The organism is Thalassoroseus pseudoceratinae (assembly GCF_011634775.1).
Lineage (GTDB): Bacteria > Planctomycetota > Planctomycetia > Planctomycetales > Planctomycetaceae > Thalassoroseus > Thalassoroseus pseudoceratinae.
The window spans coordinates 461,906-483,596 of record NZ_JAALXT010000003.1 but is presented as its reverse complement, the minus strand read 5'-3'; the positions used below and the strand labels follow the sequence as shown (position 1 = coordinate 483,596).

Genomic DNA, 21,691 nt, shown 5'->3' with positions numbered 1-21,691 from the left:
CTGAAAAGGATCGCGCGATGAACCGGTTGCTTCCAATTCTTTGCATCGCACTTCTGACCGCATTCGCATTGCCCGCAGGTGCGGAAGATTGGACGACTTGGCGCGGCCCAAATCGTGACGGACTCTCCCAGGAAACGGGTCTGCTATCAAAGTGGCCAGCCAACGGTCCGAAACTGCTTTGGCAAATCGACCAATTTGGGCGCGGTTACTCAAGTGTCGCGATCTCCAAAGATTTGCTATTCACAATGGGAAAACGTAAGGGACCGGCCGAGTTGATGTGCCTCAATTTGAAAACCGGACGCGGAGTCTGGGCGACACCGGTCGGTGACGGCGATCCAAACTGCACACCGACCGTCGACCCCGAAGCCGGTTTGGTTTATGCCCTCGGTCGGCAAGGCGACTTGGTTTGCTGTCGGGTTACGAATGGTCAAGTTGTTTGGCGAAAGAGTTTCCGCGACGACTTTGGCGGTAAAATGATGTCCGGTTGGGGCTACAGTGAGTCGCCATTGTTGGACGGCGATAAGCTTATCTGCACGCCCGGTTCAACACGAGCCGAGCTAGCCGCTCTGGACAAGAAAACCGGACGTGTGATCTGGTCCGCATCCGCGGCCGGTGGAATTGGCGACCGCGGCGGTGACGGCGCCGGGTATTCGTCACCCGTGATCAGCCATGCCGCCGACAGAAAACAATACGTGCAACTCACCGGACGGGGCATCATTTCCGTCGATGCAGAAACGGGAGCCGTCCTCTGGACATATAATAAAATCGCCAACGGTACCGCCAATATTCCCACGCCGATCGTCAAAGACGACTACGTCTTTTGCTCCACCGGTTACGGCACCGGAGCCGCATTGCTGAAGATTGTTCGTGATGGGGACGGACTGCGAGCGGAAGAACAGTATTTCCTCGACTCCAAAACGTTTCAGAATCATCATGGCGGTATGGTCCTCGTGGGTGACTACATCTACTGCGGTCACGGACACAACAAAGGATTCCCGATGTGTCTGGAACTCGAAACCGGCAAAGTCATGTGGGATTCCGTTCGTGGTCCCGGAAGTGGATCGGCGGCGGTGGTCTTTGCGGACGGCAATTTGTATTTCCGGTATGAAAATGGAGTGATGGCGTTGATCGAGGCCACACCGGAGGAATATCGTCTGCAGGGAAGTTTTGAACTCGCCGCTGTGCACGGCAAGAGTTGGCCGCATCCGGTCATTCATGAAGGCCGACTGTACTTGCGGGATCAACAATCCCTGATGTGCTACGACATTCGAGCCAAATCGCGGTAGCCAGATCGTTGCAAGGCTCCCGCGCGACTTATCAACTATTTCAGATTTGCGACCGCTCGATTGCGAAAAGCGATCGAGCGGTACCTTCGAAACGAGATCGGTATGGAAATTTACCCGGCAATCGACATCCGCGGCGGCAAGTGCGTGCGATTGAGGCAAGGCGACTACAACCAAGAAACCGTCTTCGGTGAGGACCCCGTCGCGATGGCCCGTCAGTGGGTTGATCAAGGTGCGGCATCGCTTCACCTGGTCGACTTGGATGGTGCCCGCGAAGGTCAATCGGTCAATGGCGAAATCATCCGCCAGATTGTTCAGGAGGCCGGGGTACCATGTCAGCTCGGTGGCGGATTGCGTGATGACGCTGCACTGGAATTCGCACTCAACGATCTCGGTGTGAGTCGGGCGATTGTCGGAACGGCGGCGATCAAGAAACCCGATTGGTTCCGCGAGGTGACGACCAAATTCCCCGGTCGCGTTGCCCTTGGGCTTGATGCACGGGATTCCAAGGTCGCGGTCTCGGGTTGGACCGATGTCAGCGAAGTCACCGCATTCGATCTCGCTCGTCGGTACTCTGATCTTCCGTTGGCCGCGATTATCTATACAAATATCGCGAACGACGGAATGATGCAGGGCATCGACGCGGCTACCATTGAGGACATGATTGCTCTGACAATGCTGAACGTGCCGATCATCGCCAGTGGTGGTGTCACAACGGTGGACGACGTCAAAGCATTGGCGGCCGCAAGCGCCAAGCACCCCGGTTTGATCGGTGCGATCGTCGGCCGATCACTGTACGAGGGCACGCTCACCGTTAAGGATGCCGTCGCCGTTGCTGGCTAGAATGCTTCTGAAGTCCCCCCCGATGAGATTCGCATGACGACTTTTTCCCGTCGAGAATGGTTAGTTGGAACTGGTGCGGTGATCTCTGCGGCAGCGCTTGCACGCACCGAAGCCGCTGAAGAATCAAAGACTAATGCCCCGACATTTCACTATTGCTTGAACACCAGCACGATTCGCGGTCAGAAACTCGGAATCGTGCAGGAAATCGAGTTGGCATCGAAAGCCGGTTACGATGCGATTGAGCCATGGGTCCGAGATATCGACGCCTATCAGAAAGAGGGCGGCTCGCTCACGGACTTGCGGAAACGCATCGAAGACGCCGAGCTAACGGTCGAAAGTGCAATCGGATTTGCACCGTGGATTGTGGACGATGAAGCCACACGGAACCGCGGACTCGAACAAGCGAAACGCGAGATGGACATGCTCGCAGCGATCGGAGGCAAACGGATCGCCGCCCCTCCCGTAGGAGCAACCAAGCAAACCGATCTCGATCTGTTCGCCGCCGCCGAACGTTATCGCAAACTCTGCGAGGTGGGTGACCAAACCGGTGTCGTGCCGCAGGTGGAAGTGTGGGGATTCTCAAAGTCTCTCTCGCGACTGGGCGAGTCGGTGTTTGTCGCCATTGAATCCGGACATCCATCGGCGTGTCTGCTGCCGGACGTCTACCACATCTACAAAGGTGGCTCGGATTTTGCCGGTCTGAAGATGCTCGGCCCTGAAGCCGTTCATGTCTTTCACATGAACGATTACCCCGCAACGCCGCCTCGAAAGACAATCGGTGACCGTGATCGCGTCTTCCCAGGCGATGGCGTGGCACCGTTGTCGGACATTCTGCAACTCATGCATTCGATCGGATTCAACGGCGTGCTTTCGCTGGAACTGTTCAACCCCAAGTATTGGGAACAGGACGCCTTCGAGGTGGCCCAAACCGGTCTTCGAAAAATGCAGGATGCGGTCGGTAAGGCCTTTTCCACGTAATCGCCGTCGAATCCTTGCGACTTGCGAACCGCAATCGTCCACCAGAAAAACCCCTCTGGACGTGATTTTCTTTTTCTGCAAGACTTCCGCGCGGAAGGTCCGCGTCATTTCCAATGGGGATTCTTGCGGATAGTGTGTCCGTTGCCAGTGAGAAGGTTCGGTTCATGGATGTCGATCGCGTTGACAGCGTCTCCGTCGTAGTTCCCATCTACAACGAGGTGGAAAACCTACCGCTGCTCTACAATGCGTTGAACGATGTGCTCACGAAGTTTGATCGTGAGTACGAGATGATCCTCGTCGACGATGGCTCGCAAGATGGGTCCAAAGCGGTGTTGCGAGAGCTCGCAGCGAAAGATTCGCACGTCAAAGTCATCGAATTGCGAGCGAACTTTGGGCAATCGGCCGCGATGAGTGCTGGCATTCAAGCCGCTAGCTGCGATGTCGTCGTCACACTGGACGGCGATTTGCAAAACGATCCGACCGACATCCCGATGATGATTGCGAAAATCGAGGAGGGTTACGATCTCGTGCATGGTTGGCGGAAGAACCGTCAGGATGCCCTCGTCAATCGGAAGCTCCCATCGAAGGCTGCGAATTGGTTGATCTCCCGAACCACCGGCTTTCCAGTGCATGATCTCGGTTGCACCCTGAAAGCCATTCGTCGGGAAGTGGCTCAGGAAATTGAACTCTACGGCGAAATGCACCGCTTCATTCCGATTCTCGCGCATTGGCGAGGTGCGAAATGTGCAGAGGTTGTCACGAAGCACCATGCCCGCCGATTCGGCGAGTCCAAGTACGGCATCTCCCGTGTGACCCGCGTGTTGCTCGATCTGATCACGGTGAAGTACTTCATTCAGTACCTCGTCAGCCCGATGAAACTCTTTGGGTTCGTGGGGTTGATGTGTCTCGCACTTGGTGGACTCTCCGGCGCAGCGACGATCTTTCTGAAGATGTTCCACGAATTCGACATGACCGGCAATCCGCTCTTATTGCTGTCCGTATTTTCGACGATGGTCGGCGGTCAGTTTTTGGCAGTCGGAATGCTGGGCGAACTCGGATCACGAATGTACTACGAAGTGCGAGGACGCCAGCCCTATGCCGTTCGTCACATGTTGAACTTCGACCAACATATTTCCATCGAAGAGAACCGCAACGTTCGATCAGCCGCGTAATCAACGATGACCGTCGTCCAAGCAATTGTGAATCAAAACTGAATTGGAAATCTGACTGCGGGATGCTCAAACCATGTTGTTCGGAGCCGACTCTGTTTTGCCGTTGCGACGTCCGTTGCAACCACCGGCAATTGCCAAAACAGACGCCCGAACGAGCCAACAATATTGGCAGCGGATCGCGGTATTCGGTCTCATTTTTGCCGCCGGGTTGATGTTCTTCTTTCGGCTGGGTGACTTTCGAGTTCTCGGCTCGCACGAAGTTTTTGCCGTCGCACCAGCTCGTGCAATGCTTGAGACGGGCGATTGGGTCGTCCCCATGTACGGTGGCTACCCACGATTGGAAAAACCACCGCTGATCTACTGGTGCTTGGCCAGCTGGGGCCAAGTTTGCGGTGACGTTTCCGCCGCAACCGCCCGTTTTCCCACTGCCCTGGCGGCGGTGTTGCTCGCGGCCTTGCTCGGATGGTGGGGAAACCGCTGGTATTCCCGGTGGGTCGGCTTGGCGGCCGCATTGGTGCAGATGACGAGCATCTGGGTGCTCATCTACGGTCGCAAGGCAGAAGTTGATATGCTGCTGTGTCTACTCACGACCGGCACGCTGCTGCTAGTCATTGAACAACCCAAAGACGAAGACGGTCTCCGTTCGTTCATTCGATGGACTGTCATCTTTGGAATGCTAGCCGTCACATGGCTGGCAAAGTTCCATTATGGTCTAGGCATGGTGCTGCCAGTCGTGTTGATGTCGATTCTCGCCGAACGAAATTGGCGTCGACTCTGGAGCTTCTTCAACCCGTTGGGATGGGCGTTCTTGGCGGCGGCAATGCTCATTTGGCCCTACTTGGTCCTGCAAGAATTGCCGGACGCCCACCGTATTTGGCAACGGGAAACGCTCGGACGAGCGGTCGGAACTCTCGGCCAAGACACCTGGTATTACTACGGTCCAAAACTGCTTTGGATGGCGTTGCCTTGGACACCGTTTGCGTTGCTTGTCGTTCGTGAAAGTTGGCGGTCGGCGTGGATTGGTCGGGACCGCCGCGAGCGATTCCTCTGGATTTGGCTGCTCACGCAGTTCGTCGTGTTGTCGCTCTCCGCAAACAAACACAAGCAGTATTTGATGGCCACGTTGCCAGTAATTTCACTGCTCTCCGCACGAGGCTTGGTCCGTCTCACGGCGGACTTCGCGACGCAACGAAGACAGTTAGGTCCCTCTTGGTGTCGCGGTTTGATCGTTGCAACATGGTGCGGGGGAATCGCATTGGCATCGGTCTTCTGGATGCGAGAACCCGAACTCCGTTGGGCCGGTGTGTGGACCGGGATTGCATTCGCGACGATTGGAACCGTCGGTTTCAACTTCCTCCGAAATGGCCGAGTGCCTGAAGCGATGACTGCGACAGTACTGAACCTTTTTGTGTGCACGATCATCCAAATCGGTTGGGTCATGCCGGCGAGAGATCCTCGATCGCCGTTGGAAGAAATCGCCGCGACTTGTGAATCGGTCGCAGACCCAGGCCGATCGATCTGCGTGTATCGTCTGTATCGCGAAGGGCTTTTCTGTTTCCTTGACACCCCGGCGTACTGCGAGGATTCCGCCGAACGATTTGTATCCAACATGGATTCCGGCGAGCGGCAGTATCTGATTGGTTGGAAACCGTTTATCGAGGACTTAAACAAGTCCGGCCGGGTCAATCATTTGCACGTGTGGCCGAAAACCGGTACACGCACATTGCCGCATATGGCGGATCTCACTCTGGCTGAGTTTATCAAGGATTGACCGCGGACTACTCCGTTAGCTCTAAGAACGGGTCGAGTCCCATTTCTCGATGCCGCTTGTGACGGTCCTTCTCGGCTTTGAGCAACCCTTTCCGCTGCTTGGTATGTTGTTTCTCGAGGAACCGCTGAGTGCGTAGAAACATCTTCACCCAAGTCGCGCCAATTTCGCCCTTGGCGTCGGGACGGGCAGACTCGCGATACGCCTTCACCTTCGCATCCGGCAGACACCGCAGAAGTTCGTCTTCGAGCGACAAGAAGAACTGAAATGAACCCGGGTCCCCTTGCCGAGCCGCTCGCCCGACGAGCTGGCGGTCAATCCGTTTGGAACTGTGGTACTCCGTTGCAATGACGTGCAAACCGCCCGCCTTCCGCACGTCTTCATCGAGGATGATGTCCGTTCCACGTCCGGCCATGTTTGTCGCAATCGTGACGCGTCCTTTTTGACCGGCTTTGCCAACAATGGCCGCCTCGCGTTCGTGTTGATACGCGTTGAGGACTTCATGTTCAATGCCGTTTTCCGTCAAAATCGCACTGAGCGCTTCCGATGCATGAACAGAAGGAGTCCCGCAAAGAATGGCCCGTCCCGCCTCAATGAGGCCCCGAATATCCTCCATGATCGCTTGCCATTTCGCCGCCTGCGTGGCGAACACCCGATTCGGCAATGCCTCTCGTAAGCACGGACGGTGGGTAGGAATCACACTGACAGAAAGTTTGTAGCCGCGTTTCAATTCACGACGGGCTTGGACTGCGGTCCCAGTCATCCCGGCCAAATGCCGATAACGGCGGAAGTAAGTTTGCACGGTCACACGAGCGGCTTGTCCGGTTGCGGACGTAATCGGCAAAAGTTCCTTCGCCTCGACGGCCTGGTGTAAACCATCCTGCCATTTTCGACCATCCATCAAACGACCGGTACCTTCATCGACGATAACGACTTCGTCTTCTTGGATGACATAATCGCGATCACGTTTGAAGGCCAATTCGGCAGTCATCGCCCGTTCGACGTGTTCGTAGATAGTCTCGGTATCAACACCATCGAGAACCAATGGCTTCGGCATCAAGACCACATGGCGACAACCGGCGTCCGTCAGATAAACGCTGCGTCGGTCCGGTTCAAAAATGAAATCCTGATTGAGAGTCAGACGTGGAGCGGTTCGACGACACCAACGCAGCAGTTCAACCGTGCTCGTTTCCTGTGGGACCGACAAACCAATAATCAGCGGCGTTCGCGCCTCGTCGATCAGAATACTGTCGGCTTCGTCAATCAGTGCGAACTCTTGCCCGCGTTGGACGGGCTGTTCGCCAGTTCCGCCCTGGGTTCCGAACGGACGATGCCGATCGATCTCCTCGTTTCCGCCACCGATTTTCAGCCGATCTCTGAGAAAGTCGAAACCGAATTCTTTCGCCGTGCCGTAGGTGATATCGCGTTTGTAGTTCTCGCGACGGTCATCGTCTTCTTGCTCCGTCAGAATACAACCGACCGTCAACCCAAGAAGCTTGTAGACCGCTTCGTTCGATTCCGCATCCCGTTGTGCGAGGTAATCGTTCACAGTGATGACATGGCATCCGCGACCGGGCAAAGCCCGTAAGAACGCCGGCAGGGTGGCGGTCAGCGTTTTCCCTTCCCCGGTTTGCATCTCCGCAATGTGGCCGTGAAACATCACGACGCCACCAAGAATCTGCACCGGATAGTGTTCTTTGCCGGTGGCCCGACGAGACGCTTCACGCACCAACGCGTAGCTCTCGACGAGCAACTTTTTCATCGGGGTTCCACCGCGTGCTTGCCAGCGGATCTCGAGCGCTCGCTCGCGGATTTTGGTGTCGCCCCAGTCACGCATCTGCTTGGAACGGGCGAGGATTTGATCGACCGCACGCCAGTATCGCAGCATTCGCACCCGATTTGCGGGCATCGAAAAGTCTCCTCAAGATCACACCACCGGTCGACTTCCCATTCGGGGATCACGACGTGGTGTGCTGCGTCGCCTCATCGATTGGAAAAACACCGCTTGCCAGACCAATCAACCGTGGGATTGGCTCGACGATTACAACCAGAACGTGCGTTGGAAGAACTCAATCACATCGCCGAAGAGGCAATAGCCCAAGCTGCGATTGCCCGTGCTGATCTTGGCCTGGACTTCGGCGCCGATTCGTCGATCCTCAGCGGACAACGCTTCGGCATCGATATCGACAATCACTGGCAAAATGAGCCCGTCTTCTTGGGAAACTTCCGCACGGGTTCCCAGGTCTTCAACAACACCGTCGTACGTGAATTCCGGCCGTGTGGCGAGAATGTATTCCGTGGGGAGTTGTTTCGTATCGAGTCGTTCGTATCCATCGAGCAAGTGCCCTAGCCGATCGGCGGAGACATCGAGTTCGAGTTGCCAATCGCCTTGATCGTTCATGATTTCCAAGAGCACTTCACCCCGCGACACCGGCCGCCCTCGCAACTTTTGCTGAAGTTGGAAGGTTGCCACCACGCCGTCTCGTGGAGCGATCACGGTCAGTTGGTCGCGACGCTCTGAAAGTTTCTGGACGCGTTCGGTGAGGTCGTCGATGGAAATGCGAGTCTCTTCTAGTTGGCCGAGTAGTTCATCGCGTTGAGCCATTGATTCTTCGCCCACAACGCTAAACTGCTCGACACGTCCCAGCAACGTTGTTTTGCGTTTCTTCTGTTGTTCGAGTTGGTGCGTGAGTGCGAGGTACTCCGACTCAAGTTGATCGTTGCGAAGTGTGAGCAGCAGTTGCCCTTTCTTGACACGCTGCCCACCTTTGACGTTGATCTCTTCGACATCACCATCTTCGGGAGCGAAGACGTGTTGTTGCTCGACCGGCATCAATCGGCCTTCACCAGTCACACGATAGTCCCAAGGGACTAACACCATCACGCCAACCACCAGCAGGATAATCGCCATCGCAATCAGCGTTTTCACCAATCGCCGACCGACGAGCCATTCCCGAACGCTTCCAATTCGTCGCCAAAGCGGCAGCAAGAAAATCCGTTCCTGCGAGCGAGCGGCGTGCAATGCTGCCGCGACGTGACCGGCGACGAGATCCACGCGAGTTCGAAGTCGCGGTGACAAGACACCTTCCGACATCTGTTCGACGACGAGACAACCGAACGTGCGGCCTTCCTCGGCGTCTTTGACTTGATCTTGGTCCTCTTCGTCGTTGTAGCCGATCAGTGGCGGTGGCTCTTTGATCGGCACCATCAAAATCATTCGGGCCCGACCTTCTTCGACGAAGTGAGCCAATTGCTGCTCGATTTCCGGCGGCCACTCCGCCTGCGAGCCGGTATACACGAGCGTTTGACCGCTCTTGACCACGTTCTCCGCGAGTGTCCGCATCGTCCGAACGAGGTTCGCCCGCTTGTGAACACGCTCTTGCCCGCTGACCGCGAGAACTTCCGTCTTGCGACCCCGGCGAACAATCACGCTGACACGATCGGTTTCGAGGATCATCCGTCCGTCGCTGGCCGCGACCGAAGCGGTTTCCTTTAAATTCCGTCCGCGTTGCAAACCGTAGAGAAACCGTGAGAACGATTCGAGATAACTTTCGTCGGTCTCCGGTCGGCTTTCCTCTTTCTGACGACGAGCCAAATACTGAGAAGCTGCCGCACACATCCGCTCCACGAACTGCATGAAACCACGTCGCGCGCCCGGCGCGGTTTCGGTTCGTTGAAAGACTTCGACCACCCCAACGCAATCGCGGCCGATCTTCAGCGGCGACAGAATGATCTGCTTGTTCAGCGGCAGTTCCCGCCCCATGGGGTTCTCGGGATGCAGTAAAATCGTTTGCCCCGTCCCCAATGCGTCGGCGAGCAAACGTTGATTGTTCGTAAGTGCCGCCGGTGCATCGGAAAGCCCGATTTGGGACAAACCGACTTCGTGCGCCAAACCGATCTGGCGGTTCTCGTCCAATTGCCAAAACACCGCGGCCTCAGCGGCAATCGCTTCACCCAAGAGACGCAGGAACTGCGGAAAAAACTCGTCCGGCGCGATTTCGGATTGGCAAAGCTGTTCAATTTGGCGGGCAATACGGAGAACCTGCTCGCGAACGGCTTCCAAATTCGGCTGATTCACTGGGGACCATCCATTACTGTTGGAGCATCAATTCGTAAAACCGAGGCGGACAACTCGCAAAAAGTGACACCGTTGCCGGCTGTGTCTGTCCGCATCCGCAATTGAAATCAAAAGACGCTGTTGGCTCGTATCGTGGTGTTTTACGTTCCATCGTATTTTCGAGTGGGCGATCACAAGCGGATTGTGATGGTTGTTAACCGAACCAACCGATCTCCTCGGGAATGTTTACCTAGCTTACCGAAACAATCAACGATTCGGTCGCAAACCCCAAGTGTCGTCCGTCGTTCGCCCCATGAGTTCGGTGAAAAGGTCACGAACAACCGGCAAACTCCTTGCCGATTCGCCGGATGATACCGATTATACTCATAGTATGTGGATGTGGGAACGACTGTCTCCCAACACAACTTGAATTCTGTCGAGTTTCAAGCAGTGCCCTCATTGGCATTCTTTGATACTGCATTTGCGGTTTGAGATGGGCCGATTGGTTGTCGCTTGCAGCGAGACCATCCGCCCGAATCTTCCAAGAACATATTTCGAGTCGAGATTGTTTTGGTCAGCGTCGCCCCCGCACAACCCGTTTCCCCGTCGCAACTCCCTTCGGATCGTCGACCGATTCCGCTGATTCGGCGGACTGATTTGGTCGTCAAACGCATCGACTATCGAGGGGAACCGCACTACGTGATCAAAGACCCGGTGGGGTTGCAGTATCACCGATTGCGTCCCGAACAGTACGCCGCCTTGGAACGACTGGACGGCGTGCGAAGTTTGGAAGACATCAAGCATGGTTTGAGCCGGGAATTTCCGCACGTTCGTCCGTCTCTCGCGGATGTTCAGCATCTCGTGCAGGACTTGCACACCAAGAACCTTGTCCAGTCCGATCGACCGGGGCAAGGCGTCGAGATGCTCAAGCGGGACAAGAAGAACAAGAAAAAGAAACTTCTGAGTTCCCTACGGAACATCATGTATCTGCGGCTACCGGGCTGGGATCCCGAACGCACGTTGGTCAAGATGTACCCGTACACTCGTTGGTTGTTCAATCCCTGGGTTGTGCTGACGTGCCTGGTCTTCGTCGCATCGGCGTGGTTGCTGGTGCTGATCAACTTCGACACCTTTCAACGAAAACTCCCCGAGTTTCAGCAGTTCTTCGGGTGGCCGAACCTCATTTGGATGTGGGTGACGCTGGCATGTGCCAAGGTCATCCACGAATTTGGACACGGGCTATCATGTCACCATTTCGGGGGGGAATGTCACGAGATGGGTGTGATGCTGCTGGTGTTTTCGCCCTGTCTGTACTGTGATGTGACCGACTCGTGGATGATCCGGAGCAAATGGCCGCGATTCTTCATCGGTGGAGCGGGAATGTACATTGAAGTCATCCTGTCCGCGATGGCGATTTACGTCTGGTGGTTCACACAACCGGGATTGTTGAACTATCTCGCGCTCAATGTGTTCTTTGTCACGACGATTACCACGGTCATCTTCAACGCGAATCCGTTGATGCGGTTCGATGGCTACTACATGCTGTCCGACTTGCTAGAGATTCCGAATCTCCGTCAAAAAGCCGACGGCATGTTACGGGAGACGTTCGCAAAGTGTTGCCTGGGAATCGAACTCCGTCCCGACCCCTTCCGCCCCGAAAGTGGACGCGGCTGGCTGTTGCTGTTCTCGGTCGCGTCGTATTTGTACCGCTGGCTGATTGTGTTCGGGATCGCCATGTTTCTGTATACGGTTCTCAAACCGTATGGACTTCAAAGTATCGGAGCGACAATGGCGTTCGTGTCGCTTTCGACGTTCTTCTACTCGATGATCGCCGGGACCGTCCGAATCTTCAAAACGCCGAGGAGTGAACCGTTGAATAAGTTTCGGTTGGGTTTCTTCCTGTTTGTGGTTGCAGTGTTAGTCACTCTAGCGTTGAGCGTGCCGTTTCCGTGGTACGTGGAAAGCCCGATGTACGTGCAACCGGAAGACGTTCGGCATGTTTATGTGACGACGCCCGGTCAAGTCGCCGAAATCAGTGTGCAACCGGGTGACAGCGTAAAACCAGGGGACGTGCTTGCAGTTCTGAAGAATCCTGAATTGAGTGACCGTTTGCAGGAACTCGAAAGCGAACACCATGTGTGGACCGCACGGCTGGAAACTGCGTTGGAAACCAACGACGCTGCCGGCGAAATCGAAGCCGCCGAACGGCAGGTCAGCTTGGAGAAGGAAATCCGCGAGTTGCGTCGGCAGGTTTCGGAACTGACTATTGTTGCGAAAATCGACGGTCGCATTGTGCCTCCACCCCGGAAACCGATGCCGCCACGTGATCCGTCCGACCCCCGACTTCCGCCGTGGCATGGCACACCAATGGACTCGCAGAATGACAAGGTGTGGCTCGAAACTCAGACCCACCTCTTTAGCATCGCTCCCAAGGACACGATGGAAGCCGTGCTAGTCGTCGATCAAGGACAGCGGGAAGACATCTCGGTCGACCTGCCGGTGCAGTTCCGGTTGGATCACCTGCCAGGGCAGGTATTTGACGGGAAGATTTCGATGATTTCGCATCGACACTTGGAGAATGCTCCGCCGTCCCTCTCCAACAAGTACGGTGGACCGCTTCCGACGGTCAGCGGCCAGAATGGTGAGGAGCAACTCACCAGCATTGCTTACGAAGCGACCGTGCAATTGGCCGAGCAAACCGAAAGCCTCCGAGCCGGCACCCGTGGTGAAGCGAGAGTTCTCGTCGAACGCCGCACCGCCGCCGACTGGTTCTGGCGATGGGTCCGCAAAACGTTCTACTTCCGACTGTGATCGATGGAGCGGTTTCACGGCAGCGGCGAGTCAAGTTTGTCTAATCGGAGGAATCCGACTGACGATCGACGTGGAATTGTCCAAGCCGCTTTGAGGTTGGGCGAGCCAGTTCTGACTTCAAAGCATCGACGATCGCGTTGATCGTCTCGCGAGGGTCACGGCCGTATTCCGCTTCGTGAGCGTTTGCAATGTGATGCACGACGTCCGCCAGCACCGTGCCCCACGCCGACGCTTCATCGAGTCCACGCGATTCCCAAAAGCCGACGTTCAAAACGCAATGAAGTTTGCGATCGGCCAACCAAACTCGAATCATTTCCAACGATTGCGGATCAGTCTCAGCTGCCGGTGGGATTGGAAGTTCGTGGGGCATGTCGAATAACCCTTCGCTTTCCATTGATCCGAGAACAGTCGCATGCGGCCTCATCGCCCAAAGACGATAGGCCGCGACACAACCGATTTCGATATTCTCGAGAGCCGTACGGCCCCCACAGCTTTGTGTGGGCATGGTTGGAATTTCAAACGTCCTTAGCCCACGCCCACCGCGAAAACTCTACTCCGTCTTCGTGGCATGGCCATTGAGGGAGTATTGATTAGGTTTGCCGCAGATTTCTTCGAGCATTTTGCGATCAATCGCTTCGTGTTCCTGTAGCGATTCAGCGATCTTATCGAGATGCTCACGTTGCTCGGTCAGAATTTCGATGGCCTGAGCAGACGCTCCATTCAGGAAGCGTTGCACTTCCTCGTCAATTTGACGAGCCGTTTCGTCGCTGTAATGTCGTTGTTCGTGCATTTCACGACCAAGGAACGGATGCTCTTCGCCTTGGTTGAAATACACCGGACCGATGGCTTGGCTCATGCCCCAGTTCGCGATCATACGCCGGGCAATCCGTGTGACTTGTTTCAAGTCGTTCTCGCCGCCGGCGGTGTATTCATCGAAGATGAGTTTTTCCGCCGCTCGTCCGCCAAGTGCGACGATGAGTTGCGTTCGCAAGCGTTTTTCACCGATGCTGTAGCGTTCTTCATCCGGTAGGAACTGCGTGACGCCAAGAGCACGGCCTCGCGGAATGATCGTCACTTTGTGGACGGCATCCGCATCAGGCAGCAACCACCCAAGCAATGCGTGACCGGCTTCATGATAGGCGGTCATTTCTTTTTCATGATCGCTGAGCACTTCTTCGCGTTTCGGCCCCATCAACACACGATCCCGTGCGTAGTCGAAGTCGTCCTGATTGACAGCACTTCGCGACGTCCGAGCTGCATTCAACGCGGCTTCATTGACGAGATTTTTGAGTTCCGCACCCGAAAATCCGATCGTGGCGTTGGCGACTTCCTGCAAATCGACATCTTCGCCCAACGGAACTTTTCGGCTGTGGATTTTCAGAATCTGGAACCGTCCCTCACGTGTGGGCCGGTCGATGGTGATGTGCCGGTCGAAACGTCCGGGACGCAACAACGCAGGATCCAGCACGTCTGGCCGGTTCGTCGCTGCGATGACGATGACCGCTTCACTCGGCGTAAAACCATCCATTTCGGAGAGGATTTGGTTGAGCGTTTGCTCGCGTTCGTCATGTCCGCCACCCACACCAGCACCACGGACCCGACCGACAGCGTCGATCTCGTCAATGAAGACGATACAGGGTGCGTTGTCTTTGGCGGTTCGGAAGAGATCTCGCACGCGGCTCGCACCGACACCAACGAACATTTGAATAAACTCAGACCCGTTGATCGAATAGAACGGCACACCCGCCTCACCCGCAGTCGCACGGGCCAAAAGCGTTTTCCCGGTTCCTGGTGACCCCATCAAGAGCACACCCTTCGGGATTTGTGCCCCCAACCGCTGGAATTTCGCAGGGTTTTTCAGGAACTCCACGATCTCCTGCAATTCCATTTTCGCTTGCTGCATGGCGGCCACATCGTCAAACGTGGTCCGCTGTTCCGATGCATTGAAGCGACGCGCTTGGCTGCGGATGAAATTGCCCATCATCCCGCCACCCATGGGGTCAGCCGATCGCCTCATGATGAACAGGAAGAACGCGATAATCATCACCGGGCCGATCAGCCACAGGATCAGCTGTGAACCGAACTGACCGTCGGCGGGTTCCGCTGCGATGACGGCACCACTTCGGCGGATTCTCTTCGGCAAGTCGGGATCTTGGAGGGCAGGCAGCGGAACCGGCGTGTTGAACTGTTTTTCGCCGTTGATTTGCTGCTTCCACTTCCCGGTGATCACGTCGCCGTGAAACTGAACCTCTTCGACGTTCTTGGCTTCCAATTGGTCGAGAAACTCGGAATACAGCACTTTCGCACCGGAGTTCAGCGGGTTCTGCTGGTACATGAAGTAGATCAGCAAACCGATGACAACCACCACAATTAGCCAACCGCCGCTGAAGCTCGGCTTGGGAGCGTCGTCACCGGATTCACGTCGATTGGGTCGTTGAGGGGAACGCTCCGGACGACGTTCCGGTTTCGGGTCAGACATTATGAAATCTCAAGTTTGAGTATTTTGGTGCAATTGGGAAACTTTAGTTTCCAGCGACGCAAATTGAAACCATCCGACCTGTTGCGTCACCAAGTTCGCCTCGGATGCAAGCAACCGACGACGTGTAACCATTGAACCACAGGATGTGGAGTCATGATCAGGTGGGTGGGGACTATGTATCGTAGGGACTCCGGTGTCAGTCGGCAATTCCGTATCGGACGATACACCAGAGAGCTTGCAAACCGTCTCGCCAGCCAATCTTCTTGCCTTGCTCGTAGGTTCGACCGGAGTAACTCACTGACATCTCGTAAACTCGGAAGTGTCGCCGAGCCACCCGAGCGGTGACTTCCGGCTCGAAACCGAACCGTCGCTGCTTGAGCCGAGGTTCGATTTCCTCCATCACTTCCTTTCGGAAGACTTTGTAACACGTTTCCATGTCGGTCAAGTTCAGATTGGTAAACGCATTCGAGAGAGTCGTGAGAAACCGGTTCCCCAGGTAGTGCCAATAGTACAGCACGCGGTGCGGCTGATCTCCCAGGAATCGACTGCCGTAGACCACATCGGCTTTGCCCTCGACGATGGGACGAAGCAATCGGGGATACTCCGACGGGTCGTACTCCAAGTCGGCATCTTGGACCAGCACGACATCACCGGTTGCTTTTCCGAACCCGGTCTTCAATGCGGCCCCCTTGCCTTGGTTCCGATCATGAAACACAGTCTGGATTCGGTTCTCAACATCCTCTTCAGACTGCAACTCTTCTATGATCGCACGCGAAGAATCCTGACTACAATCGTCAACGAGAATGATCTCTTTGCGGATCGGCACGGACCGTACGCTGTCAACGATTTGCCGCAGCGTTTGTTCTTCGTTGTAGACCGGAATCACCACTGAGAGCAGCAAATCCGCTGGGATTGCATAAAAACCGAGTTGTCGGCACGCTGTCTCGCCGAGGGTCTGGCGAAGATTGTTGTACCATTGCTGAGAATAAGGTCGTTCGTCCGTAACGGTTTCAAATTCCTGGCTCGGCATTGACCGGTCTTTCCCTGTTCAGTTCAATGGGGTTCATCGGTTTTCAATGTGGAGATGGCATTGTCTATCGAACAGACCGATGATGTCCAGTCTATCTTTCGGCCAATACCGCTTTTGGTGGGCAGGTAGTCGGGATTGCAATGTTTTGGTGTAGATTGGCAACGGAGCGTGAACCAGTGAACCGATCGAAAAATGTTCTCGTCGACGTCAAAGACGGGGTCTTTCTCGATAATTGGCGAATCGACGCCGCCGAAGCCGGACAGTCGGGAAATTGGAGCGTCACAACGCGGCGGATGCGTGGCGGACTTTCGGACGGTGTTGACGTCGTCACGCTGAACAACGGCGAACTCAGTATCGATATTCTGCCCACGCGGGGAATGGGAATCTGGCGAGGGGAATATCAAGGTATCCGCCTCGGTTGGGACGCACCAGTTTCATTGCCGGTGCATCCAAAATTTGTCGATCTGCAGCGTCGCGGTGGAATTGGCTGGCTCGATGGATTCAACGAATGGCTGTGCCGATGCGGTTTATCGTTCCTCGGCCCACCGGAGCCAGAAGAAGGAACCACGTTGCACGGGCGAATCTCGAATCAACCAGCTCATCAACTTTGGTTGGAGATCGACGAAGATGCTCGAACGTTGGCCATCGTCGGTATCGTGGAGGAATCCTCTCTGTTCGACGCGCGACTGCAACTGACATCACGTGTCGAGACTAGCTGGGATTCCGGTGCGATCTCGATCGTCGATGAGATCACGAACATGGGAGGCACGCCAGCCGATGTGGAATTGCTCTATCACATCAACAACGGTCCGCCGGTACTTGGTGAGGGAGCCACCTGCGTGGCTGCGTTCGAGAGCATGGCCCCCCGTGATGCCCGCGCTGCGGAAGGAATTTCGGAATGGAATCGGTTCGCCGGCCCCGAGGCTAGCTACACCGAACAGGCTTACTTTTTCCAGCCGATTCCCGACGACAATGGAATGGCCGAAGTGTTGCTCAAGAATGCCGACAACAGTGCAGGTTTGAGCGTGCAGTTCGATCAATTCAGCTTGCCGTACTTTGTGCTTTGGAAAAACACCCGAGCCGAGGCCGACGGATACGTGTGCGGCCTGGAACCCGCGACATGCTTGCCGAACACACGGACGTTCGAGCGTGAACAAGGCCGCGTGATCAGTTTGGAAGCGGGTCAGTCGCGAAAATGTCGCTTAAATCTTTCAGTCCATTCCGGAGCGGAAGACGTGTCCGCTCGAGTGCAATCGATCAACGCCACTCAGCAAGCCACCGAACCAACGATCCACCCGAAACCTATCGGCAATTGGAGCCCGTAACATATCGGACAATTTTTGCCGCTGGACTCCGATTAGTATCGGAGTCCGCCACGGAGGATGAAGCCGCTATCGATGTCGAAGTCTGGAGTGCTACCTTTGAATTCGACTTCTCGATCAAACACGTAGCCTGCTTCAATGTATGAACCAAGCCCCATCAGTCCATTGTCGGACCGAAGGCCGAACATGACGCGCCAATCACTGAATTGAATTTGGTCTCCGCGTGGTCCGGTGGGACCGGATGACAACTCGATATCGTAGGATTCCACGTGATATCCGGCGGACACGTACAGCCATTTATCGTCTTCACCCACACGCCCGACGTAGTAACTGAACCGAGATTCCGGGAACATCAAGCGGTATTCACTGCGGTCATCCGGAGTAAAAACCAGACCGCCATATGGCAAAATGATATCGTCCACACGATCCCAATACAGTGCCCCGACTACGTATTGCAATCCTGGTCCGGCGTTATAGACACCGGCGACTTTAGCATCGAGTTGGACCGCTTCCGATCCGATGCTTTGTTCGAAATCGGAATTGATCGACGGCGAGAAACCAAAAACGATGGCCCATGGTGAACCAGTTTGCGTCACGGTTTCGAAGTTGTAGCCCAGATGAAATGCTGAGGCGGGAAGTCTTTCTCCGGAAGTCAGGCGTGGACTCTTCCAAGATCGCCAACCGGCATCGGGTCCGTGTGTGAGTACGGTCGATGGGGAAATCTGCGACGTGTAATTCGCGCCGATATCCAAACCAAACATCCCGAATTCACCGGTACCCGGACTAATCCCTTGATCGGGAATGTAGGTGGCATCCAACCACGAGGTCCAACCGAACTTGAACGGCTGCGGTCCATTGATGCCGGAATACAACGGCGGAGCTTCTTGTAACCACCAGGGCTGTGCACCTCCCGGTGGAGCCGCACCGTAGCCGCCGGCACCATAGCCACCCGGCGGTTGAAGAAACGGGTCCTGAACCGGCGCTCCGTATTGAGCCAAGCGTGGTCGCCAAGGATCTTCCATGCCAAGCGGCGTCGTCACGACGTTCGTTGTCCCGACGGGCGATTGCCCTCGGATGACCGTCTCAAACGATTGATCCACTTGATATAGAGATGTGTCCGTGTTGCCAGGGATAGCCGCACCGAACACGAGAGTCAGGTAGAGAGTTGATGGGGTCACGAGAGGATCCAACCACGACCGAAGTATGAGATCATTTGATCACAGGTTTCAGCGTCCTGCCGAAACTTGAGCCAAAGTTTCGTCAGATCCCAAAATTTGTCAACTTCGTTCTGGCGAAATGGCGGACCAAAGTCGTCATATGCGAAAACACTTATCAAACTCTCGAGCCGGTTCGGTAGCGACTCGGGAATGCACAGCAGGTGTTTGTTCAATGAGCGACCGGCCGGTAGGTGCTCGATCACTCGGAAGGTTCCGAGGAGCGGCCGTCGACGAATCGGGACGGAAGTTCGGATTCGTTGGCGAGTGAGTCCGAGAGTGGAACAGGAAAGTCCTGGCTGATGTCCACATCGCCTTCGTTGATTGCCCGAATCAATGGGGATGGCGGAGGACTGGCCGGTTTCCGGGGCGACGGTTCGGAAAGTTGCTCAACATCACCGGACTGCATCCCATCGAGCATCTGACGACGCGATTTGATGCGATACGTGACATCGCCGATCGACAACTCATCGTTGAGATGGATCGTCGTTTCCTTGCGGACCTGACGACCATTCACACGAATGCCGTTCATACTGCCCAAATCACGGACGACAATGCGGTCGTCCACTTGGGCGAGACAACAATGCTTCCGCGAGACTTTTCGGCTGTCTTTGAGGATGACATCGCACTCGGGGTGCCGACCGACGAACACGACGGCTTTGTCGAGCACGATCGGTCGCCCATTGTCAATTGGGACAAGATAAATCGCCATCCAGTGATTCTCCGAAAACCATTACGACTCACGTCGCGCACTTTCCACACCTGCATTTTACTATATGTGGCAAGCACAGGCGAGAAAATAATGTTTTTCGGTGAATCCAAACCGATCCCAAGGAAATTTAGGTCCGGTTAGCGAATTTATTCGACCGTCACGCTTTTGGCCAAGTTACGAGGTTTGTCTACATCACAGCCCCGCAGGACGGCAATGTGATACGCCAGCAGTTGCAGCGGGATGGATGTGACCAACGGCTGCAAACATTCCTCGACGTCAGGTACGTAGATCACGTCGTCAGCCAACTCCGCGATCTTCTCGTCACCTTCGCAGGCAATCGCGATGACTGGGCCACGACGGGCTTTCACTTCGGCCAGATTGCTCAAGACTTTTGGATAGATCCCGCAACGTGGCACGATAAACACACTCGGCGTGTGCTCATCGACCAGAGCGATCGGGCCGTGTTTCATCTCGGCCGCCGGGTAGCCTTCGGCGTGGATATAGCTAATTTCTTTGAGCTTCAATGCACCTTCAAGCGCCGCCGGGAAGTTGTACAGCCGCCCGAGATACAGGAAGTTGTTCGCCTCGGCGTACTTCGCAGCGACTTCTTTGACGACATCATTACACTGAAGTGTCTTCTCAATCTGCGATGGTATTTCGAGCAACTGACGAATGATTCGTTGACCAGCCGGATACGACATGTGCCGCATTCGTCCTAAGAACAAGGACAGCAGTGTCAACACCGTGACCTGCGACGTGAACGCCTTCGTCGATGCGACACCGATTTCCGGCCCGGCGTGAAGATAAATTCCACCGTCGGCTTCCCGGGCGATCGTGGAACCAACGACGTTGCAGATCGCGAGCGTCGGGTGACCTTTTCGCTGACATTCCCGCATCGCGGCCAGCGTGTCTGCGGTTTCTCCACTTTGTGTAATCGCGAAGACCATCGTGCGAGTGCCCAAAGGCGGATTTCGATACCGCAATTCGCTGGCATACTCCACTTCGGTTGGAATCCGTGCGAATTCCTCGAGGAGATACTCGCCGACAAGTCCCGCATGCCAACTGGTTCCGCATGCTGTTAGAACAATCCGATCGATCCGACGAAGTTGTTGCGGGTCCATGTTCAAACCACCGAAGATCGCGGTGGCTTCGTCTTCGTTGATCCGCCCGCGAAGAGCGTTCTCAATGGATTGCGGTTGCTCAAAGATTTCCTTGAGCATGTAGTGATCGAACGAACCCAAATCAATATCACTGGAAACTTGGTCGAGCGTTTGAATGTCCGGCGTGTGAATCCCGGTGTCTCGATGAGAAAGTTCCAACCCACTCTTCCGAAGAACGGCCAATTCATGATCTGCTAAATACACGACTTCATCCGTGTAGCCGATCAGCGGACTGGCATCGCTGGCTACGAAGTATTCGCCTTCGCCAACACCAATCACCAACGGGCTACCCGAGCGTGCCACGATCATTAAGTCGTCGTGATCTCGGAAAACAATCGCGAGTCCGTAGGTCCCTTTTAGCTTCTTAAGCGAAACTTGAACGGCGTCCACATAGGTCTGGACTTCGCTTGGATCGCTGCCCAAGCGGATTTGCTCTTCGAGATGATGTGCGATTAGGTGGGCGACGATTTCCGTATCAGTTTGTGTGCGGAACACGTAGCCGAGCGATTGTAGTTGAGCGCGGATGGCGGTGTAGTTTTCGATCACCCCATTGTGCACCAACACAACTTCGCCGTTTCCGCCGGTATGTGGATGCGAATTAATATCCGTCGTTTCGCCGTGGGTCGCCCATCGGGTATGGCCAATGCCGACCGATCCATCCGCAGGCTCGTTGGCGACAAGTTTGGCGAGCTCGTCGACCCGGCCCGCCTTCTTACGAACCGCGATGCCGTCTTCCTGCCATACCGCGACCCCAGCACTGTCGTACCCACGGTACTCCAAACGGTGCAAACCTTCGACCAAGAACTTCGCCGCATCCCGCTGTCCGATATAGCCGACAATTCCACACATCCCGGTTGCGCTC

The 21,691-nt window shown here is 55.4% G+C and carries 15 protein-coding genes; 7 read left to right on the top strand and 8 right to left on the bottom strand.

Features of this window, described 5'->3' with window-relative positions:
• Positions 1-17 precede the first annotated feature (17 nt).
• The 5 genes from G6R38_RS11950 to G6R38_RS11930 all read left to right on the top strand — a co-directional run bounded on the left by G6R38_RS11950 (position 18) and on the right by G6R38_RS11930 (position 6,047).
• A complete protein-coding gene (locus G6R38_RS11950) occupies positions 18-1,286 on the top strand; it encodes an outer membrane protein assembly factor BamB family protein (RefSeq protein ID WP_166825072.1) in 1,269 nt (422 codons plus the stop codon).
• Positions 1,287-1,388: 102 nt separating this feature from the next.
• Positions 1,389-2,126: a 1-(5-phosphoribosyl)-5-[(5-phosphoribosylamino)methylideneamino]imidazole-4-carboxamide isomerase gene (gene hisA, locus G6R38_RS11945; protein ID WP_166825069.1), complete on the top strand. Its 738-nt coding sequence runs from the start codon at positions 1,389-1,391 to the stop codon at positions 2,124-2,126.
• Between the two features lie 33 nt (positions 2,127-2,159).
• Positions 2,160-3,104 carry a sugar phosphate isomerase/epimerase family protein gene (locus tag G6R38_RS11940; protein WP_166825066.1) on the top strand — a complete coding sequence of 315 codons (945 nt, stop codon included), beginning with the start codon at positions 2,160-2,162 and terminating at the stop codon, positions 3,102-3,104.
• A 164-nt stretch (positions 3,105-3,268) separates the two neighbouring features.
• A complete protein-coding gene (locus G6R38_RS11935; protein ID WP_166825063.1) occupies positions 3,269-4,276 on the top strand; it encodes a glycosyltransferase family 2 protein in 1,008 nt (335 codons plus the stop codon).
• A 73-nt stretch (positions 4,277-4,349) separates the two neighbouring features.
• Positions 4,350-6,047 (top strand): ArnT family glycosyltransferase, encoded by a 1,698-nt coding sequence (locus G6R38_RS11930; RefSeq protein WP_166825060.1) that lies wholly within the window; start codon positions 4,350-4,352, stop codon positions 6,045-6,047.
• A 7-nt stretch (positions 6,048-6,054) separates the two neighbouring features.
• On the opposite strand, the gene G6R38_RS11925 is transcribed toward G6R38_RS11930, so the two are convergent.
• Together G6R38_RS11925 and G6R38_RS11920 are read right to left on the bottom strand one after the other, a co-directional pair.
• Positions 6,055-7,953 (bottom strand): preprotein translocase subunit SecA, encoded by a 1,899-nt coding sequence (locus G6R38_RS11925; protein WP_166825057.1) that lies wholly within the window; start codon positions 7,951-7,953, stop codon positions 6,055-6,057.
• Positions 7,954-8,085: 132 nt separating this feature from the next.
• Positions 8,086-10,122 carry an efflux RND transporter periplasmic adaptor subunit gene (locus G6R38_RS11920; RefSeq protein ID WP_166825054.1) on the bottom strand — a complete coding sequence of 679 codons (2,037 nt, stop codon included), beginning with the start codon at positions 10,120-10,122 and terminating at the stop codon, positions 8,086-8,088.
• Between the two features lie 549 nt (positions 10,123-10,671).
• On the opposite strand from G6R38_RS11920, the gene G6R38_RS11915 reads away from it, so the two are divergent.
• Positions 10,672-12,912 (top strand): biotin/lipoyl-binding protein, encoded by a 2,241-nt coding sequence (locus G6R38_RS11915; protein ID WP_166825051.1) that lies wholly within the window; start codon positions 10,672-10,674, stop codon positions 12,910-12,912.
• Positions 12,913-12,952: 40 nt separating this feature from the next.
• Here G6R38_RS11915 and G6R38_RS11910 read toward each other — a convergent pair whose 3' ends face one another.
• The 3 genes from G6R38_RS11910 to G6R38_RS11900 form a co-directional block, all read right to left on the bottom strand.
• Positions 12,953-13,417 carry a DUF5076 domain-containing protein gene (locus G6R38_RS11910; protein ID WP_206028559.1) on the bottom strand — a complete coding sequence of 155 codons (465 nt, stop codon included), beginning with the start codon at positions 13,415-13,417 and terminating at the stop codon, positions 12,953-12,955.
• Positions 13,418-13,462: 45 nt separating this feature from the next.
• Positions 13,463-15,391, bottom strand: a complete 1,929-nt coding sequence (gene ftsH, locus G6R38_RS11905; protein WP_166825048.1) for an ATP-dependent zinc metalloprotease FtsH — start codon at positions 15,389-15,391, stop codon at positions 13,463-13,465.
• Between the two features lie 196 nt (positions 15,392-15,587).
• The gene (locus tag G6R38_RS11900; RefSeq protein WP_166825045.1) at positions 15,588-16,421 is read right to left on the bottom strand and encodes a glycosyltransferase family 2 protein; all 834 of its coding nucleotides are present in this window, start codon (positions 16,419-16,421) and stop codon (positions 15,588-15,590) included.
• Between the two features lie 176 nt (positions 16,422-16,597).
• On the opposite strand from G6R38_RS11900, the gene G6R38_RS11895 reads away from it, so the two are divergent.
• Complete coding sequence (locus G6R38_RS11895; RefSeq protein WP_166825042.1) at positions 16,598-17,746, top strand: aldose 1-epimerase family protein; 1,149 nt, start codon at positions 16,598-16,600, stop codon at positions 17,744-17,746.
• A 32-nt stretch (positions 17,747-17,778) separates the two neighbouring features.
• Here G6R38_RS11895 and G6R38_RS11890 read toward each other — a convergent pair whose 3' ends face one another.
• The 3 genes from G6R38_RS11890 to glmS form a co-directional block, all read right to left on the bottom strand.
• Positions 17,779-18,921: a hypothetical protein gene (locus tag G6R38_RS11890; RefSeq protein ID WP_166825039.1), complete on the bottom strand. Its 1,143-nt coding sequence runs from the start codon at positions 18,919-18,921 to the stop codon at positions 17,779-17,781.
• Between the two features lie 238 nt (positions 18,922-19,159).
• Positions 19,160-19,669 carry an FHA domain-containing protein gene (locus tag G6R38_RS11885; RefSeq protein WP_166825036.1) on the bottom strand — a complete coding sequence of 170 codons (510 nt, stop codon included), beginning with the start codon at positions 19,667-19,669 and terminating at the stop codon, positions 19,160-19,162.
• A gap of 146 nt (positions 19,670-19,815) precedes the next feature.
• Positions 19,816-21,678 carry a glutamine--fructose-6-phosphate transaminase (isomerizing) gene (glmS, locus tag G6R38_RS11880; RefSeq protein ID WP_166825033.1) on the bottom strand — a complete coding sequence of 621 codons (1,863 nt, stop codon included), beginning with the start codon at positions 21,676-21,678 and terminating at the stop codon, positions 19,816-19,818.
• Positions 21,679-21,691: the final 13 nt, after the last annotated feature.

What these genes read in the sequence shown, in the direction of transcription:
- G6R38_RS11940 (WP_166825066.1), top strand. Translation starts at nt 2,160, where the DNA reads ATGACGACTTTTTCCCGTCGAGAATGGTTAGTTGGAACTGGTGCGGTG.
- G6R38_RS11935 (WP_166825063.1), top strand. Translation starts at nt 3,269, where the DNA reads ATGGATGTCGATCGCGTTGACAGCGTCTCCGTCGTAGTTCCCATCTAC.
- G6R38_RS11900 (WP_166825045.1), bottom strand. Translation starts at nt 16,421, where the DNA reads ATGCCGAGCCAGGAATTTGAAACCGTTACGGACGAACGACCTTATTCT.
- ftsH (WP_166825048.1), bottom strand. Translation starts at nt 15,391, where the DNA reads ATGTCTGACCCGAAACCGGAACGTCGTCCGGAGCGTTCCCCTCAACGA.
- hisA (WP_166825069.1), top strand. Translation starts at nt 1,389, where the DNA reads ATGGAAATTTACCCGGCAATCGACATCCGCGGCGGCAAGTGCGTGCGA.
- glmS (WP_166825033.1), bottom strand. Translation starts at nt 21,678, where the DNA reads ATGTGTGGAATTGTCGGCTATATCGGACAGCGGGATGCGGCGAAGTTC.
- G6R38_RS11950 (WP_166825072.1), top strand. Translation starts at nt 18, where the DNA reads ATGAACCGGTTGCTTCCAATTCTTTGCATCGCACTTCTGACCGCATTC.
- G6R38_RS11930 (WP_166825060.1), top strand. Translation starts at nt 4,350, where the DNA reads ATGTTGTTCGGAGCCGACTCTGTTTTGCCGTTGCGACGTCCGTTGCAA.
- G6R38_RS11910 (WP_206028559.1), bottom strand. Translation starts at nt 13,417, where the DNA reads ATGCCCACACAAAGCTGTGGGGGCCGTACGGCTCTCGAGAATATCGAA.
- G6R38_RS11925 (WP_166825057.1), bottom strand. Translation starts at nt 7,953, where the DNA reads ATGCCCGCAAATCGGGTGCGAATGCTGCGATACTGGCGTGCGGTCGAT.
- G6R38_RS11885 (WP_166825036.1), bottom strand. Translation starts at nt 19,669, where the DNA reads ATGGCGATTTATCTTGTCCCAATTGACAATGGGCGACCGATCGTGCTC.